General features: G+C 70.7%; 15 protein-coding genes. 4 read left to right on the top strand and 11 right to left on the bottom strand.

Annotated features, from left to right (window positions below):
* The first annotated feature begins 68 nt into the window (after positions 1 to 68).
* Positions 69 to 374, top strand: coding sequence for a hypothetical protein (locus MFF24_RS12400; protein WP_238224702.1), 306 nt, complete (start codon positions 69 to 71; stop codon positions 372 to 374).
* 157 nt (positions 375 to 531) lie between these two features.
* Positions 532 to 1,206: an invasion associated locus B family protein gene (locus MFF24_RS12405; RefSeq protein WP_166059999.1), complete on the top strand. Its 675-nt coding sequence runs from the start codon at positions 532 to 534 to the stop codon at positions 1,204 to 1,206.
* 267 nt (positions 1,207 to 1,473) lie between these two features.
* On the opposite strand, the gene MFF24_RS12410 is transcribed toward MFF24_RS12405, so the two are convergent.
* Positions 1,474 to 1,725: a hypothetical protein gene (locus MFF24_RS12410; protein ID WP_133091542.1), complete on the bottom strand. Its 252-nt coding sequence runs from the start codon at positions 1,723 to 1,725 to the stop codon at positions 1,474 to 1,476.
* 611 nt (positions 1,726 to 2,336) lie between these two features.
* Positions 2,337 to 3,023: an HAD family hydrolase gene (locus MFF24_RS12415; RefSeq protein ID WP_238224703.1), complete on the bottom strand. Its 687-nt coding sequence runs from the start codon at positions 3,021 to 3,023 to the stop codon at positions 2,337 to 2,339.
* 77 nt (positions 3,024 to 3,100) lie between these two features.
* On the opposite strand from MFF24_RS12415, the gene MFF24_RS12420 reads away from it, so the two are divergent.
* Positions 3,101 to 4,870 (top strand): carbamoyltransferase family protein, encoded by a 1,770-nt coding sequence (locus MFF24_RS12420; RefSeq protein WP_238224705.1) that lies wholly within the window; start codon positions 3,101 to 3,103, stop codon positions 4,868 to 4,870.
* Between the two features lie 43 nt (positions 4,871 to 4,913).
* Here MFF24_RS12420 and MFF24_RS12425 read toward each other — a convergent pair whose 3' ends face one another.
* The 4 genes from MFF24_RS12425 to MFF24_RS12440 all read right to left on the bottom strand — a co-directional run bounded on the left by MFF24_RS12425 (position 4,914) and on the right by MFF24_RS12440 (position 8,427).
* Positions 4,914 to 5,252, bottom strand: a complete 339-nt coding sequence (locus MFF24_RS12425; protein ID WP_238224707.1) for a hypothetical protein — start codon at positions 5,250 to 5,252, stop codon at positions 4,914 to 4,916.
* Positions 5,253 to 5,378: 126 nt separating this feature from the next.
* Complete coding sequence (locus MFF24_RS12430; RefSeq protein WP_238224708.1) at positions 5,379 to 6,053, bottom strand: haloacid dehalogenase type II; 675 nt, start codon at positions 6,051 to 6,053, stop codon at positions 5,379 to 5,381.
* 37 nt (positions 6,054 to 6,090) lie between these two features.
* Positions 6,091 to 7,620, bottom strand: coding sequence for a murein biosynthesis integral membrane protein MurJ (murJ, locus tag MFF24_RS12435; protein ID WP_238224709.1), 1,530 nt, complete (start codon positions 7,618 to 7,620; stop codon positions 6,091 to 6,093).
* Between the two features lie 207 nt (positions 7,621 to 7,827).
* On the bottom strand, positions 7,828 to 8,427 hold the full coding sequence (locus tag MFF24_RS12440; protein WP_108941123.1) for a superoxide dismutase: 600 nt from the start codon (positions 8,425 to 8,427) through the stop codon (positions 7,828 to 7,830).
* A gap of 314 nt (positions 8,428 to 8,741) precedes the next feature.
* On the opposite strand from MFF24_RS12440, the gene MFF24_RS12445 reads away from it, so the two are divergent.
* Entirely contained in the window at positions 8,742 to 9,743 is a 1,002-nt protein-coding gene (locus MFF24_RS12445) for a hypothetical protein (protein WP_238224710.1), read from the top strand.
* A gap of 21 nt (positions 9,744 to 9,764) precedes the next feature.
* Here MFF24_RS12445 and MFF24_RS12450 read toward each other — a convergent pair whose 3' ends face one another.
* The 5 genes from MFF24_RS12450 to MFF24_RS12470 all read right to left on the bottom strand — a co-directional run bounded on the left by MFF24_RS12450 (position 9,765) and on the right by MFF24_RS12470 (position 16,036).
* Complete coding sequence (locus tag MFF24_RS12450; protein WP_238224711.1) at positions 9,765 to 11,516, bottom strand: sensor histidine kinase; 1,752 nt, start codon at positions 11,514 to 11,516, stop codon at positions 9,765 to 9,767.
* Between the two features lie 108 nt (positions 11,517 to 11,624).
* Complete coding sequence (locus MFF24_RS12455) at positions 11,625 to 12,569, bottom strand: glycosyltransferase family 2 protein (RefSeq protein ID WP_238224712.1); 945 nt, start codon at positions 12,567 to 12,569, stop codon at positions 11,625 to 11,627.
* Entirely contained in the window at positions 12,566 to 13,471 is a 906-nt protein-coding gene (locus tag MFF24_RS12460; RefSeq protein WP_238224741.1) for a glycosyltransferase family protein, read from the bottom strand. Before MFF24_RS12460 ends, MFF24_RS12455 begins: the two co-directional genes overlap by 4 nt.
* Positions 13,472 to 13,660: 189 nt before the next feature.
* Positions 13,661 to 15,175 carry a M48 family metalloprotease gene (locus MFF24_RS12465; RefSeq protein ID WP_133091533.1) on the bottom strand — a complete coding sequence of 505 codons (1,515 nt, stop codon included), beginning with the start codon at positions 15,173 to 15,175 and terminating at the stop codon, positions 13,661 to 13,663.
* A 6-nt stretch (positions 15,176 to 15,181) separates the two neighbouring features.
* Entirely contained in the window at positions 15,182 to 16,036 is an 855-nt protein-coding gene (locus MFF24_RS12470; RefSeq protein WP_373322687.1) for a DNA-binding protein, read from the bottom strand.
* Positions 16,037 to 16,439 lie beyond the last annotated feature (403 nt).

Here is a 16,439-nt window from a genome sequence, read left to right on the forward strand (position 1 = left end):
ATGCGGCGTTCAGGTTTCAGATAACCGAGCTTGGCTATCCGACCGTCCGAACCCGCGGAGTGCCGTCGATGAACGTTGAGAGTTGGATCACCGTCGAGGAAACGCCGGCCCTGGCCGCGCAGGCCATGGCGGTGATCGACGCCCGCCTCGCGCGCCTGACCGACACGGAGCGGGACGCCTTCTGGACCTCGATCCGCAAGGCCTACAACACCCCCTACAACGATCCGGCCAAACCCGCTCAGCCGAAGCCGGACGATCCGGTCTCGGCGCCGGCGGCCGTCGAAATCCGTCTCCCCGCGATCGATCCTTCGATCGACCTGCCGGCGGCGGCCCTCGCCTCCGCTTCGCTCGCAGCCGAGATGCGGGCGGCCTGACATCCACTCGAGGGGGAAGGCGGCCGCGCGGGGTGCGGCCTGTTGCCGTTTTCGGTTGATCGGGACAAGCGGGGCTTTCCTGTTCCGCCCAGCGTCGGCATCCTGACGCGCACGAAGACGGCCGGATCGTCCCCGCCGTCCGTACATACGAGTTGAGATGCTGCGGCCCCGCCTCCCGTTCCTTCGCCCGACATCCCGCGCCGGCCGCTCCGTCACGGCCCTCGTTCTGGCCGCCACGGCCCTGTCCGTCCCCTCCGAGCGGGCCTTCGCGCAACAGGGGGTGCAGGGCGCGGAGATCATCCCCGCCCGGTCGAGCCGTCGCCAGCAGAAAAGTTCGGCGCTGCCGCCCGGCATGCAGCAGGCGGTGCCGCTTGCGGTGTTCGGAGACTGGAACGTCTTCACCAACGGCGCACAGGGCCGTGACAAGCTGTGCTACGTCATCGCCCAACCGACGACGCGCAGCCCCAAGACGCTGGCGCGCGACACCGCCTACCTGTTCGTGACCTTCCCGAAAGGAGGCGCCCAGGGTGAGATCGCGGTGATGCTCGGCTTCAAGCCGAAGCCGGCGGCGGCGCAAGGCAAGCCCGGCGCGGCCGCTGCCCCCAGCGACCCTTACCTGACGGTGGGCAACACCCGTTACGGCCTCGTTGTGAAGGACGAGAACGCCTGGATCCAGAACCAGGCGGACGAGCCGCGCATCGTCACCGAGATGGGGCGGACCCAGACCGCGACGGTCCGTACCACCTCACAGCGCGGCAAGCCGACCCAGGACGACTATGCGTTGGGCGGTTTTTCGGAGGCGCTCAAACGCGCCCGCGAGGAGTGCAAGTAGCGCATTAACGGACAAGGTGCTCCCCGGCCGTTGGGACGATGCACAAGCACGCCGCTCCGGTCGAAGGCGAAGCGGACGCAAAAGTCGCGTGAGGCGGCTTCCGGCCGAGGATCTGAGGCTTGCGGCACCTCCGTCATCGCAGGCGCATGCGAAGCGATCCAGCGCGAGCCGCGCCGCCGACTTGCCTAGCCGACTTGCCTAAAAGAAAGCCGGCGGCTCGGGGGGAGCCGCCGGCTTGTTCGAGAAGCCGATCTGTGGCGAGACGCCTCACACCGCGCGCAAGCGCGGCTGGCGGTCCTTCTCCCGCGCGGCGCGGGCGGCCTGCTCCACGGTGCGGAACAGGGTGCCGTCGAGGCCGTCGAAGCGGCGCTCGGACGAGAAGAAACGGACGCCGCCGCGCTCGGGCACGGCGATGCCGGCGGTGATCTCGCCGATCTCGATCACGCGGGCGGGGGCGGCGTCGGCGCCGGAAAGGTCGAGCGCGTCGTCGTCGAGGTAAGCGGTCTGCACACGGGTCATGACGGGATGAACTCCTGCGGCCATTGTCGGCCGGTTGTCGGCAGGGCGGTCGTGGGCGCTGGATCGCGGCATCATCGGATCCCGGAAGCCGGGGTCATCGTTCGCCGCGACGCTCTAGCCCACGGATGTGACTGTCCGCCGACAACATCCCTCCGACCGGCCCTTCCAGGCGTCGGGCTGTTTCGAAGTCTTCCAAATAAAGAGACCGACCAAGGCAAGTCCTCCTCTCTCGCGAGGACCACGACGCAAGTGCGTCGTGATGCATTAGCGTTTGATAACGCGGCGCAAGCGTGCCACTACAAATCACCGCGGTGCGAAGTGTTTCGCACGTCCTTAAGATGAGCGGTCCAGGCCAAACCGTCAACGGAATGTTCTTTCGAAGTTCAGCTTGACAGGGAAAGATCGCGCCGTGATTCGCGCCCTGGTTGGCGCGTCTTAGCTGTCCCGAGAAGCGCTTAGGCACACGCGAGCCGGACCGCGCGCGGCCGTCATGCGGCGCGCGGTCGCCGGGGGCTGCGGCGCACGCCGAGGCCAGCCTGATCGAGGACGCGATTCGACGCGTGTAGGGCCTATGCCGGCCCATCGCGAACTCCGAGCCGGGGAAGCCGCGCTCAGCCCGCGGCAAGGATGCGGCCGAGCTCCGCATGGGCGGCGAAGACCGTGGAGGCCCCGGCCGCCAGGAGATCGCGGCCGTCCCGGTCGTGACCCCAATGGCCGCCGCCGGTGAAGCCGACGACCCGCATGCCCGCGGCGCGGGCCGCCTGCACCCCCGGCACGCTGTCCTCGATCACGAGGCAGGTCTCCGGCGCCACGCCCATCCGCTCGGCGGCGAACAGGAACAGGTCGGGAAACGGCTTTCCGCGCTCGACTTGTGCGGAGGAGTAGACGTGTTCGCCGAACAGCGGCAGCAGCCCGGTGAGCGAGAGCGAGCGGCGCAACCGCACCGGATCGCTGCTGGAGGCGACGCAGAAGGGCAGGGGCAGCAAGCCCAGGGCCTCGGCGATGCCGGCCATGGCGGTCAGTTCCGCCTCGAAGGCTTCGAGCGTCTCCGCCTTCACCCGCTCGACGAATCCATCCGGAGCGACGACCCCGTCCTCGCGGGCGACGCGCTCCATGATCGAGGTCATGGACGTGCCGGCGAAGCGCTCGCGCACGCTGTCGAGGCCGATCGCGAGCCCGATCCCGTTGAGGCCGCGGGTCAGAGTCGCGAGGCTGATCGGCTCGCTGTCGATCAGCACGCCGTCGCAGTCGAAGATCACGAGGGCAAGGGGAGGCGAGGCGGGGAAGGCGTCCGTCATCGGCGGCCCCTCTCGCACGGCCATCGGAGCACCGCAACGCGGTTGTCGCCCCGCCTGCCGGCGTGTAGCCCGGCAGGATGCGCACCTATCTCGGCCTCGCCACGACCTTCCACGATCCGGCGCTCGCCCTCGTCGGGCCGGACGGGACCGTGCTGTTCGCCGAGGCCGCCGAGCGCTACCTGCAATACAAGCGCGCCCCGAATTGCGAGCCTGATCCCGGCACCCGCATGGCGGGCCTGCTGAAGCGCCACGTCCCCGAGGGCACGGACCTCGTCATCGCCACCTCCTGGGGCGAGCAGTTTTCCGACTTCCTGAAGGGACAGGCCGCCTCCGGCGCCTTCGACCTGCCGGCTCTGGCCGCGCACCCCTCCACCCTCAACCGCTCCTTCGTGCCGGAGCGGGCCGAGCGGGTCTTCATCGCCGACCTCCACGCCATGCAGGCGCGGGCCGGCAACGGCACGGTGCTGGCGCTCGACAACGAGACCCGCGGGCTCGGCGGCAAGCCGCGGGCGACCATCGCCGGCCGGCGGCGCTACGCCCACCATCTGGCGCACGCCGCCTACGCCCTGTGGGGCAGCCCGTTCGAGGAGGCGACCGCGCTCATCGTCGACGGCATGGGCGAGACCGGCGCGGCGGCGATCTACCGCCTCAAGGACGGCCGGATCGAGGAGGTACGGCGCCAGCGCGGGCGCGGCTCGGTCGGCTTCCTCTACGGGCTGGTCACGGACCTCGCCGGCTTCGACCAGATCAAGGGTGAGGAATGGAAGATCATGGGGCTCGCGCCCTATGGCCGGACCGACCCCGAGCTGATGGCGATCCTGCGCCGCCTCTACACGGTCGAGGACGGACGCCTGAAGTTTTCCGACGAGGCCACCGTGCAGGCGGTCGCCGCCGAGATCCTGGCCCGGCGGCCGAAGGATGTCGGCGAGCAGGGCTGGGCCGATCTCGCCCGCTGCGGCCAAAACATCTTTTCCGAACTCATGGACGTGCTGGTGGCCGAGGCGTGGCGGCTGGCTCCGAGCGAAAACCTCGTCATCGCCGGGGGCTGCGGGCTCAACTCATCGTACAACGGGCGTGTGCTCGGGCGCTCCGGGTTCGAGCGCCTGCACGTGCCCTCGGCGCCCGCCGACGACGGCAACGCCATCGGCGCCGCGTGGCTGGCGCTGGCCGAGGACGATCCGGATTGGCGCGGACCGCCGCGCGCGGCGCGTCCGCTTACGCCCTATCTCGGCTCGCTTGTCTCGACCGAGCCACTGGAGCGGATGGGCGAGTGGGAGCCTCGCGCCCGCCGCCTCGGCCACGAGGGCGTGACGCGGGAGGCGGCGAAAATTCTGGCCGAGGGCGGCCTGGTCGGCTGGGTGCAGGGACGGGCGGAATTCGGCCCGCGGGCGCTCGGCAACCGCTCGATCCTCGCCGACCCGCGCCCGGCCCAGGCTAAGGAATCGCTCAACGCCAAGGTGAAGTACCGCGAGGCGTTCCGCCCCTTCGCGCCGTCGATCCTGGCCGAGGCCGGGCCGGACTGGTTCGAGGATTATTCGGATAGCCCCTACATGGAGCGGACGCTCGTCTGGCGCGAGGCTGCGCGCGAGCACGTGCCGGCCGTGGTCCATGCCGACGGCACCGGGCGGCTCCAGAGTGTCACGGCCGAGCGCAACCCGGCTTACGCGGCGCTGATCGCGGCGTTTGCCGAACTCACCGGCGTGCCGATCCTGCTCAACACCAGCTTCAATGTGATGGGAAAGCCGATCCTCCACACGGCGGAGGACGCGATCCTGATGTTCTACACCACCGGCCTCGACGCCATTGTTGTCGAGGACTGGATCCTGACAAAAAAGGCGCCCGCCTGAGGCGGACGCCGCTCCTCGTCACGCGCGAAGAATCCGCGAAAAGCTATTCGCAGACCTCGACCCGGCGGTAGGTGAACTCGACCTCGTCGAGCCACACCTTCCGGCGCTCGTAGTGGCAGATCGGGCCGCGGCGCGGCGGCGCGACATAGATCGGCTCTTCCTCGACATAGACCCGGCGCGCAGGCGGCGGGGGCGGCGGCGCGGCACCGTTGAGGAGCGCGCCGACGGCCAGCCCGCCGATGACGCCGGCGGCGGCACCACCGATCAGGGCGCCGTTGCGGCCGTCGCGGGCTTGAGCCGGCGCGGCGGAGAGGAGGGCGGCGCCGAGAAGCGCCGTGCAGACGCCCTTGCGGGCGAGAACGGAGAGCGACAGAGCGGGCACGAGAACCGATCCTCTGGACAACCGGACTGAGCGGGCAGGGAAACGACAGGCGAGAAAACGACAGGCCGTGCGCCCGAGTTAATCCGGTCAAGCTTAAGGATTGGCGAACGCGACGTTGCCGGCGGTTCAGATCACGTCTTCGAGGCTTTTCACGACCGCGCACGGCGGCTGGTCCGGGTACTCGTCGGGCAGCTCTTTGCGATTTACCCACACCGCGTCGAAGCCGAAGGCGGTGGCCCCGGCGATGTCCCAGCGGTTCGAGGAGAAGAACAGCACGCTCTCCCGCGCGGTGCGGAGCCGATCGAGGACCATCCGGTAGGCTTCGGGCGCCGTCTTGAAGGTCTTGACGGCATCGACCGAGAGCACCGCGTCGAGCCGCGCGTCCAGACCGGCCGAGGCCACCGCCCGCTCCAGCATCGCGGCGTTGCCGTTGGAGAACAGAGCGGTCCTCACGCCCCGCCCGCGCAGGCGCTCCAGCAGGCCGGGCACCTCGTCGTAGGCATCGAGATCGCGATAGGCGTCGAGGAGCTTTTCGCGGCAGGCCCGGTCGATCTCGGGGTGGAGGGCCAGGGCGAAATCGAGGGCACGCTCGGTCAGGTCCCAGAAACCGACATAGCGGCCCATCAGGCCGTGGACCCAGGAATATTCGAGCTGCTTCGTGCGCCAGACTTCGGACAAGGCCTGCGCCCGAGGCCCCAGTTCGCCGGCATGGCGCGCCACCGCCGCATGCACGTCGAACAGGGTGCCGTAGGCGTCGAAGACGGCGTGGCTCTTGCCGGCGAGGAGATCGGGACGGGGCATCGACGGTAAGATGAGGCGCCCGCCCGGTTCGGAAAGGCTACCGGCGGCGCAGGCGCACGCCGAAGGCGCCCATCACCGCGAGCAGGGTGCCGGCATAGGTCAGCACCCCGGCGATGCCGAGAAGCCCGAGCACGGCGATCTCGCGCAAATGGGGCAGGGCGGGCACGATCCGTTCGGCAAACGGCAGGCCGTAGACGGCGAGCGCCGCCAGCACTGCGCTCGCCACGATCACCGCGGCGACGGTGACGCCGAGCACCCGCCCCGGCGCGGTCCAGCCGCGACGCAAAGCCAGCCCGTAGAGCAGGGCCAGATTGATCCACTGGCCGATGGCGGTGGCGAGCGCGAGGCCGGCGACGCCGTAGGGGCCGGTGAGCACGAGCTTCAGCCCGACATTGACGGCGAGCGCCGTCAGCGAGGCGTAGAGCGGGGTCGTGGTGTCCTGCCGCGCGTTGAAGCTCGCCACCGCCGAGCGCACCAGCACCACGGCCGGCAGGGCCAGCCCATAGGCCGCGAGCACCGAAGCCGCACGGGCGGCGTCCTCCGCGGTGAAGGCGCCGCGCTGAAACAGGGCTGCCATGATCAGACCCGGAAGGGTCAGGAAGGCGATGGTGAACGGGGCCGAGAGCGCGAGCGAGAAGCCGGCGGCCCGGTTCTGCGCCGCGTGCGCCCCGGCCACGTCGCCCGCGGCGATGCGCCGGCTCATCTCAGGCAGCAGCACAGTGCCGGCGGCGATGGCGATGACGCCGAAGGGCAATTGGTAGATCCGGTCGGCGTAGTAGAGCGCCGAGACCGCGCCGGTTGGCAGGAAGCTCGCGATGATCGTGTCGGCAAAGGTCGCGATCTGGAAGCCGGCCGAACCGATCACGGCGGGGCCCAGGATCTTGAAGAAGCGGATCATGTCGGGATCGCGCAACGTGGGCTTCGTCAGCCGCGGGGCGTAGGCGCGGGCCCGCGCATCCCACCACACGAGCGCGAATTGCAGCACGCCGGAGACCGAGACGCCCCAGGCGGCGGCATAGGCCGCGTTCGGGAACAGGAAGGCCAGCGCGAGGGCCGTCAGCATCGCGAGGTTGAGCAGAACCGGCGCTCCGGCCGCGGCGGCAAAGCGGCGATGCGCGTTGAGGATGCCGGAGAACAGCGTCACCAGCGTCATGAACAGCAGGTAGGGGAAGGTGATCCGCGTCAGGCTCACGGCCAACGCGAACCGCTCCCCGTCCTCGGAGAAGCCCGGCGCCAGCGCGCGCACGATCCAGGGCATCGCCGGGAGCGCGAGCGCGAGCAGCAGCACCTGCACGATCAGCATCAGGGTGAAGACGCGGTCGGCAAACCGCGCGGCGGCGCCCGCCTCGCCCGCCTGCTCCAGATGGGTGTAGGCCGGCACGAAGGCGGTGTTGAACGCTCCCTCGCCGAAGATCGCGCGAAAGTGGTTCGGCAGGCGGAAGGCAACGACGAAGGCATCTGCCAGCGGCCCGGCGCCCATCACGGCGGCGGTGACGACGTCGCGGGCAAAGCCCGTGACCCGCGAGACCAGCGTCCAGCCGCCGACGGAGAGGATCGAGCGGATCATGTTTTTGGCAGACGATCCCGTGCGGACGGCCGATCCCGCTCAGCACCTCAGGATGAGGACGCGGGTGGGATCGCCCCGTCGAAAACTTCGCCGTGCAGTAGGCCGGCTGTTGACGGCGCGACAATGACGGTGGGGTCACGCCCTGCACGAAAAAGCCGCCCCGTCGGCAAACGGGGCGGCTGCATCACGTGAGCGGGGCGGGCCGGATCAGGCCTTGGCTTCCCCGTACAGCTTCTCGACGTACTCCCAGTTCACGAGGTTCTCGATGAACGCCTTGAGGTAGTCGGGACGGCGGTTGCGGTAGTCGATGTAGTAGGAGTGCTCCCACACATCGACGCCGAGGATCGGGGTGGCGCCGTGGACGAGCGGGTTCTCGCCGTTCGGGGTCTTCAGGATGGCGAGCTTGCCGTCCTTGACCGCGAGCCAGGCCCAACCGGAGCCGAACTGGCCGATTCCGGCCTGGATGAAGTCAGCCTTGAACTTCTCGTAGCCGCCGAGATCCTCGTCAATCTTCTTGGCCAGCTCGGCCGGGGGCTGGCCGCCGCCGTTGGGCTTCATCCAGTTCCAGAAGTGGAGGTGGTTGTAATGCTGACCGGCGTTGTTGAAGAGCGCCTGGTTGGTGTTGTAGCTCGCCTTGACGATCTCCTCGACGCTCTTGCCCGCGAGGTCGGTGCCCTCCAGCAGCTTGTTGCCGGTGTCGACATAGGCCTTGTGGTGCTTGTCGTGGTGGAACTCGAGGGTTTCCTTCGACATGTAAGGGCCCAGCGCGTCGTAGGCGTAGGGCAGCTCGGGCAGGGTGAACGTCATGCGTGTCTCCTGGGTTGTCCGGGTCTCGCGGGAAGCGATGGCAGGGCGCGCGGTCCGTTTTCCGTGCGCGCCGGCGAGGTGACGGGCGGGTAGGTAAGTCGGTGGGTCGGGCTCGGCAACGCCACCGGGGCCGTATCCACGCGCCTGTCACCGGTGAAAGCGCGGCATCCACCGTTTTGCGCAGGCGCCCAGCTGTGCAAGGAGAGACAAAAAGGCCGGTTTCCAGGACAAGGAGGCCGGGCGATTTTGCAATGCGCGGGCCGGGGGTTATCCTGTTCCCTCCACGCCGCCCGCGACAGTCAGTCGAGAGTACCATGGTCGTCGCGCTGCTCGCGCTCAGTTCCGTCATGATCCTCGGTGGCATCGCCGCCGTGGTCCAGGGCTTTCCCTATGTCCGCCTGGAGAGCGGGCTCGCGATGGTGATCGGCGGTTCGACCGCGGCCTCGGCGGGCGTGGTCCTGCTCGGGCTGACCGTGATCGTCCACCGCCTGCTCAAGCTGCAGGACGTCATGTCCGACCTGCGCGCCGCATCGCCCCAGCCGAGCGTTCAGGCCGCGCTTCCCGTCGGGACGGCGCCCTGGGAGGCTTCGACGCCGGAGGCGCCGGCCTTCGCGGCGCCCGAGATCACGCCGCCGGAGCGGCCCTCCTTCGGCGGCCTCGCTGCGGCCGGTGCGGGCGCGGCCGGTCTCGCCGGCCTGTCGATCGGCGCGCTGCGGCCGGGCGGCCGGGGTTCCGAGCCGGTCTTCGAGGATCCGGCCCCCTCCGCCGCGCCGCAGCCGAGCGCGGCAGAGCCGTTGCTGCCCGATCTGCTGCCGGAGGCCGCACCGGCGCGTGCGAGCGACGACGAGTTGTTCCGCGCCCCCGAACCCGCACAAGACGGCACCCCCGCACCGGTCCCCGTCGCGTTCGAACCCGAACCGGTGAAGGTCGCCGACCCGGTCGTCGAGCCGCACGTCGAGGTTCAGCCTGCCGCCGAACCGATCGGCCTGCGCTCCTTCCTCGACGAACCGGCGCCTGCTCCGGTGCCGGACGCGCCGGCCGCACAATTCGAGCCTTCGCCCGAGCCTTCGCAAGAGCCGGGGGCCCCCGCGCCGGTGGTGCAGGAGCCGGCGTCTCAGGAGCCTGAGCCGAAAGAGGCCATCACCGAGGAGCGGCACGCGGTCGGCTCCTACGCGTCGGGCGCCAACACCTACGTGATGTTCTCCGACGGTTCGATCGAGGCGGATACGCCGCGCGGCCGCTTCACCTTCGGCTCACTCGACGAGCTGAAGAGCTTCGTGAATGCCGGCGGCGAGGAAGCGCGCGGCGCCGCCTGAGGGCGGCTTGCGGGCGTCCGCTCAGGCGAGCGGGTTGAGCGCCGGGTTGCGCGTCGGCAGCGGCGCGGCCAGCGTCAGGTGGAACCCTTCCGGCGCGTAATCCGTGGTGATCTGCGCCTGGACCTGGGTCGTCAGCACCCGCTGCAACAGGCGTGAGCCGAAGCCCTGGCGAGTCGGCGGGGCAACGGTGGGACCGCCGCTCTCGCGCCAATCGAGGTGCAGCACGCCGGCCTCGACGCTCCAGGTGATGGTGATCCGGCCGCGGCCGGTCGAGAGGGCGCCATACTTGGCCGCGTTGGTGGTCAGTTCGTGGATCGCCATGCCGATCGGCACGGCCACCTCGGAGGGCAGGTCGACCGCCGGGCCGTCGAGGACGATGCGCAGGTCCGGCGAGGTTTCGGTCTCGCTCTCGGCATAGGGCATCAGCTCGGAGGAGAGCAGGTCGCGCAGGCTCGCCGTCTGCCACGTCGCCTCGGTGAGCACGCTGTGAGTGTGGGCGAGCGACTTGATGCGGCCGACGAAGGCCTCGTGGAAGCTGTCGATGCTGGTGGCGGTGCGCGCGGTCGAGCCGACGATGGCCTGGACCGTGGCGAGCGTGTTCTTCACCCGGTGGTGCAGCTCGCGGATCAGCAGGCTGCGGCGCTCCTCGGAGAGGTGGCGGTCGGTCACGTCGGCGACGACGCCGATCAGGCGCCGCGGCAGCCCGCCCGGCCGGGTCCGCTCGAAGCGTCCCGCCATGTCGATGGTGCGCCACTGGCCATCGTCGTGGCGGCGGATGCGCCCCGTCGCGTGCAGGATCACGTCCTCGCGCAAAGCCCGTAGGATCGCCTGCCGGAAGACGGGCCGATCCTCGGGATGCAGGATTTCCTTCAGGAAGGTGGCCTTGCCGATGCTGCCCTCTTCCGGCCGGCGGCCGAAGATCGCGAACATCCGCTCGTTCTCCCAGGTCGCACGATCGTCGAGGACGTGCCACTCGAAGATGCCGAGATTGGCCACCGTGGTGGCGACCCGCAGGCGCTCCTCGCGCTCGGCCAGGGCTTCGCGGGCCTCGACACGGGTGGTGACGTCCTGCACCACGCCGACGATGCCGACCGGCGTGCCGTCGGCGGCGAGCAGCGCCTCGCCGCGGGCGCCGATCCAGATCTCGGCGCCGTCGGTGGCGCGGCGGAAGCGGGTCTGGAAGGCGTAGGGGCGGCGCTCGGCGATGGCGGCCGCGACCGCGGCCTGGATCCGCTCGGCATCCTCCGGATCGACCTGCCCCCGCATGCCCGCCCAGGTGACGGAGCGGCCCGGCGCGTAGCCGAGGATCTGCGCGGCGCGGCGCGAGAACACCATCTGCCCGGTCATGAGGTCCCAGCGCCACTCGCCGAGGCCTGCCGCCGTCAGGGCGTCGCGGTTCTGCTCGGCCCGGACCAGATCGTCGGCATCCACGACGGTCACCACCGCCACCGGTTCCGCCGCGTCCTCGCCGGAGAGAGTGAGACGCAGGTCGAGGCTGCTGCCATCCGCCCGCAGCCAGCGGCGGATGCCGGCCTTCACCTCGGGACCTACGTCGCCGAAGGCCTCGCGGCCGATCACCCGATCGATCGGGCAGCGGTCGAGGGTGCCCGGCGCGTAGCCGAGCCAGCGGCACAGGCAGGCGTTGGCGGTGCGGATCGTGCGACCGTCGGGCGTGAAGACGGCGAGGCCCACCGGCGCACCGTCGAAGGCGGCACGGTAGAGGGCGGGCGACAGGTCCGCCGGTCGAAAGCCCTTGTCCGCACTGTCGTACACGCCGCTTCCCGTTCAGCCGCCCGCCGCGGGTGCAAGCGGGACCGTCCGGAGGGCGGCACCATGACGGAGGCCGACGCGGACGACAAGATGCCCCGCTTCAGGCAAGCCTCATCGGCCGCCGCGGGTCAACAGGCCCGGCAGGGCCGTCACGAGCATTCGCCCTGCGCGGATCACCGCACCCGCGTCGCCCGGTGCGCCCCGCACCAGCGCCCGGCCGAGCCGCACCGGCAGGTTCACGGCGAGCGCGGCGGCCAGCACGGCCAGAGCGGTCGCCCGGCCGTGATGCTTGTGCGCGTAGAGCGCCTGCGCCCGCAGGAAGTAGAACAGGCGGCGATCCTTCACCGCCCCGGTGGTACCCTGGCCACGGTGGCGGATCTCGGCCTCTGCGACATGGCACACGGCGAAGCCCGCGGCGGACGCGCGAGCGCAGAGGTCGGCATCCTCCCAGTAGACGAAGAAGCGCTCGTCGAATCCGCCGAGACGGGCGAAGAGCGGACGCCGGATCATCAGGAAGGCGCCCATCACCGCATCGACGTCGCGGGTCTCGGCGTGGTCCCAGTCGAGCAGGAAGTGCGGGCGGACGCGGCCGGGCAGCAGACGGTCGAGGAACAGGGTGTGAGCGATCAGGCTCGGCCCCGTCGGATGGCGGGCGCAGGTGCGGTGCGTCTGCCCCGCCTCGTCGACCAGCCGGGCGCCGACGATGCCGGTGCTAGGCTCCGCCTCGAGCCGGGCGCGGGCGCGGGCGATGCCGTCCCGGCTCACCTCCGTATCGGGATTGAGAAACAGGATCGCATCGGCCGAGCCCAACGCGGCGCCCTGGTTGCAGGCGCGGGCGAAGCCGAGATTTTCGCGGTTTCGCAGCAGCGTGAGCGCGAGGCCCGGCAAGTCGAGACCGTCCGCCGAGCCGTCGCCGGAGGCGTTGTCGACGACGACGACGCGCAGATGCTCCGCGCCCTCGCTCGCGGCCAGGCTCGCAAGGCAGGCCCGGAGTTGCTCCCCGGCGTTCCAGTTGACGATGACGACATCGAGGGCCGCCGTGAGGGCGGCAGTCATGGCGGCGCATCTGCCGGCCGGCCGAGGCGCCCGGCCAGCCCCTGCGCCAGCGCCGCGAGAAGGCGCACCAGCACGCGGGGCGAGAACCGGTGCCGGCTCCAGTAGAGCCCGATCTGCAGCGGCAGGTAGGCCGCCTGTTTCAGCTTCCACCGGACCGGAACGTGCGGCAGGCGCCAGCCATAGGCGGTGTTGCGCACGTAAACCGCCATGCGGAAAAGCGGCTGGTCGGGCATCGCCACGGGCAGGAACCGCGCGCGGATGGTGCCGCGCCCCACGCTGTGCGGGATCGCGGTGGCAGGGTCCATCCAGCAGCTCCGGCCCCTTGCCCAGGCGCGAAAGCACCATTCGAGATCGACGGCGTCGATGAAGAAGTCCTCGCGGAACGGGCCGACCCGCGCGTAGGCGGACAGATCCACGAGCGAGCCGGAGGTCGCCAGGAATTCCACCGGCCGGAGAGTTTCGCGGGGCGGCACGCCGGGGCGCGGCGGGTAGACCGGCGCCTTATGGCCGGGCTTCGGCGCGGGCGCCGGCCCGACGAGCGCCGGGGGCGGGTCCGCGTCCGCAAGCCGGTCGAGGGCATGACCCAGCGCCCGCGCCGTCTCGACACTCGTGTCGGCATCCTGGTCGAGCAGGAAGAGGCGGGCGAAGCCCGCCGCGATCGCCGCCTCGGCCAGCGCGTTGAGGGCGGCGGCGATGCCGCGATTGCATCCTTCGCCGAGCCGGGTGAGTCCCTCCGCCGCGTGCAATTGGGCCATCGCCTCGGGCGGGATGCCGCCGTTGTCATAGACGAGCACCGGCATGCGCCCGGCGAAACGCTCGACGACCCGCTCGACCTGCTCGGGGGAGGGGCGGAAGAACACGACCGCGACGGCGGTGTCGGCTGGGAGATCGGTGGGCGTCACATCGGACCCGCTGCGGTGGGGCATCGGCCTAGAGCGCTTTCCGACGAAGTGGATGCCGGTTCGTCGAAAAGAAAGCGTGACACTACAAAGACCTAGAGCCGCCGAGCTGATGCAATCAGGTCGAGCAGGGCTCTCGGCGCCATGCACCGGGCGCGCAAGACCGCTGGACAAGACCGATGGAGCGGAACCCTATTCCACCACGAGCTTGTAGCCCTGTCCGGGCTTCACCGCAGCCCCCCGCTGCAGGCCGTTGAGCACGAGGAAGCGATCGACGGCGCGGTCGGGCACACTCATGCGGCGGGCCAGACCTTCGACGGTGTCGCCCGGCGCGGCGGTGACGATCCGCAGATGCGCCGGCTTGAGGGCGGCAGCCTCCTCCGGTTCGATCGGCCGCAGGCTTTCCAGCCAGCGCCGGAAGGCCGGCTCGGGATCGGTCGCGCCCTTGGCCGCCATGATCATGCGGTAGGTGGTCTCGCCCATGCGGATCGCCGCAAGCCGGAAGGTCCAGTCCTTGCCGCGCGACAGCGCGGTGACGGCAGAGCGCCCGCCGATGATGCGGTTCTCGATCGAACTCGCATCGATGGCGTCGTTCCAGGTCGCGCGCAGCACGTCCTCTAGGCTGCGGTCGCCGCTCGCCTCCACCTGATCGAACAGCAGGCGGCGGCTGCCCTCCGGCGTGGTGCCGAGCACGGCGTTGCGGGTGTTCTCGATAGCGAAGGCGTCCGGCACCTCGAACGCGATGCTGAGGCCCGGATGCAGGAAGCGGCGCCCGCGCACGAGGCCCTCGCCGGGATTGTCACCGTAGGCGAGCCCATCGATCGCCGCGAGGTAACGCGAGCGGTCGTCGGCGCCGAGGCCGGGGGCGCCGATGCGCCGGGCCGCGCGGGTGACGAGCGCGATCCGCTCGGCAGTGGCGGGATGGGTCGCCAGCATGTCGGGCTCGGCCGCGCTGCCGTTACCCGATTTGAGCGCCATGGTGCGCTGGAGCGCGTCGAGGAAGCGGCCGGCGCCGAAGGGATCGTAGCCGGCCTGGGCCAGCACGCGGACGCCGTTGGTGTCGGCCTCGAGCTCCTGCTCGCGGGAGAAGCGGGCAAGGGTGAACTTCGATTGGTTCTCAAGCTGCGCGCCCGTGACCGGATCGTTCAGCACGTCGGCGACCACGCGGCTCACGAGCTGCGAGCGAAGCGCCATCTCGCTGCGGGCGGTGGCATGGCGTAGCGTCACGTGGGCGATCTCGTGGGCGAGCACGGCCGCGACCTCCGAGCTGTCGCTCGCGAGCGCGAGCAACCCGCGGGTGACGTAGAGCCGGCCGCTCGGCAGGGCGAAAGCGTTGACGACGGGCGAGTCGAGCAGCGTGACCGCGTAGCTCTCTTCCGGCCGGTCGCTCACGCGCACGAGGCGGTCGGTGATCTCGGCAACCAGCCGGTGGGCGGCCGGGGCACGGTACTCGCCGCCGAAGGAGGCCACGAGCTTAGCGTGGTCCGCCTCGTCCGAGCGCGTGCGCCCCGTCGTCTTGGGTGCCTGCTCCGGTACCTTGATGACCGCAGGTGTGAGCACGGTGCCGGTCTGGTCGGCCGCGCAGGCGGCCAGAAGGCTCGCGAGCACAAGCAGCGTGCCGGCCTGCACGCCGGCCCGGCCCGGTCGCCTCCCACGGCGCCCGCACCCGCTCCGCCGCCTCGATTCGTGCTGCCGATCCCCCGTCATGCCGTTCTAGCGCCGCAGCGCCTGCTCCCCCTCGACGACCTCGATGCTCTCCACGCCGGCAAGATCGATGAGCGGTCCCCGCCCGATCTCGACCATGCCGCGGATTCTCACGAGGCGGCCCTTCAGCGTGGCCGCCGACAAACCATGTTCGCTCAGAATCCGCCAAGTGCGTTTCTGCACCGTTACGGTCAAGCCCTGCTCACCCCGGCGGGTGAAGTCGAGATAGGTCCGCGTTGCGCGTTCGCCGATATGCAGGATGCGCCCTTCGACCACCGCGAACCGCCCGGCCCGCGCGCTCAGGACCGCCGCATCGGTCGCGGCGAGCGGTCCGCCCGCCCACAGGCCGAGCCCGGCCGCCCGCGGCGCAGCTTCGAGGGTGCGGAGCGCCGGACGGCAGAGGGCGTCGGCCTCGCCGGGATCGGCATAGGCGAGCCCGGCCGCGACCAGCCCCCCGGCGAGATCGATCGGCTCGGCCTCGCCCGCGATTCCGTCGGCACGCCGGCGGCCCCAGCGATCCTCGGCGCCGCGCTCGGTCAGTGTCAAAGGCGCGCCCCGGAAGGTCAGGAGCCAAGCCCGCGCCCCGGCATCGATCGCGGGCTCGTCGGGCCAGCGCAGGCCGGAGAGCACCGCCCGGCGGCCCGAGGCGAGGATCAGCTCGCCCCGAGGCCCGACATCGGCGAGACGATCCACACGCGCGGCCAACGGCCGGCAGGTGTCCTCGGCGCGCGGGGCGGCCGATACGCCGTGAGAAGCGACGCTCCCGCCGCAGGCGGTCGCGAGGAGCCAAGCCAGACCCGAACCGCTGCGGCGGCCAGCCCGTCGCTGGTTGGGTACAATACTGCGCCCCTCGCCGCGCCCCATCACCACCGCTCGCGCTCGGCCTCTCGTGACGGGAAGGATGCCGCACGAAAAGCGCCCGGATCGCGGCACGTGAGAGCATCAGGCATTCACAATCGCGGATTGTCGCCCCGTGAGTCTCGGGGGCCACAGGCCGAACGGCCCTGACAGCAGGCGAACGGCGAGGACTGCCAGGGTTAGGCCGCTCCGCAAGCCTGCAATGCCGTCTCTTTTGGGCTCGGGGCTCAACGTCCCGGAATGCCGACGGCCGTCTCCCGCAAATAAAACGTCCGACACGTCCCCCCCGGCGCCCGGCTCCGGCCGGGATCGGACCGGTTGGCGGTCCCGTGCGATGATGCTAAGCCTTCGCCGACGTCTCCGTAGCTCAGCTGGACAGAGCACAGGTTTCCTAAACTCCACAATTGGG

The organism is Methylorubrum aminovorans, assembly GCF_022179725.1.
Taxonomy (GTDB): Bacteria; Pseudomonadota; Alphaproteobacteria; order Rhizobiales; family Beijerinckiaceae; genus Methylobacterium; species Methylobacterium aminovorans.

What these genes read in the sequence shown, in the direction of transcription:
- MFF24_RS12410 (WP_133091542.1), bottom strand. Translation starts at nt 1,725, where the DNA reads ATGACCCGTGTGCAGACCGCTTACCTCGACGACGACGCGCTCGACCTT.
- murJ (WP_238224709.1), bottom strand. Translation starts at nt 7,620, where the DNA reads ATGATCCGCTCGATCCTCTCCGTCGGCGGCTGGACGCTGGTCTCGCGG.
- MFF24_RS12445 (WP_238224710.1), top strand. Translation starts at nt 8,742, where the DNA reads ATGGTCGTCGCGCTGCTCGCGCTCAGTTCCGTCATGATCCTCGGTGGC.
- MFF24_RS12405 (WP_166059999.1), top strand. Translation starts at nt 532, where the DNA reads ATGCTGCGGCCCCGCCTCCCGTTCCTTCGCCCGACATCCCGCGCCGGC.
- MFF24_RS12470 (WP_373322687.1), bottom strand. Translation starts at nt 16,036, where the DNA reads ATGGGGCGCGGCGAGGGGCGCAGTATTGTACCCAACCAGCGACGGGCT.
- MFF24_RS12440 (WP_108941123.1), bottom strand. Translation starts at nt 8,427, where the DNA reads ATGACGTTCACCCTGCCCGAGCTGCCCTACGCCTACGACGCGCTGGGC.
- MFF24_RS12420 (WP_238224705.1), top strand. Translation starts at nt 3,101, where the DNA reads ATGCGCACCTATCTCGGCCTCGCCACGACCTTCCACGATCCGGCGCTC.
- MFF24_RS12455 (WP_238224712.1), bottom strand. Translation starts at nt 12,569, where the DNA reads ATGACTGCCGCCCTCACGGCGGCCCTCGATGTCGTCATCGTCAACTGG.
- MFF24_RS12400 (WP_238224702.1), top strand. Translation starts at nt 69, where the DNA reads ATGAACGTTGAGAGTTGGATCACCGTCGAGGAAACGCCGGCCCTGGCC.
- MFF24_RS12465 (WP_133091533.1), bottom strand. Translation starts at nt 15,175, where the DNA reads ATGACGGGGGATCGGCAGCACGAATCGAGGCGGCGGAGCGGGTGCGGG.
- MFF24_RS12430 (WP_238224708.1), bottom strand. Translation starts at nt 6,053, where the DNA reads ATGCCCCGTCCCGATCTCCTCGCCGGCAAGAGCCACGCCGTCTTCGAC.
- MFF24_RS12415 (WP_238224703.1), bottom strand. Translation starts at nt 3,023, where the DNA reads ATGACGGACGCCTTCCCCGCCTCGCCTCCCCTTGCCCTCGTGATCTTC.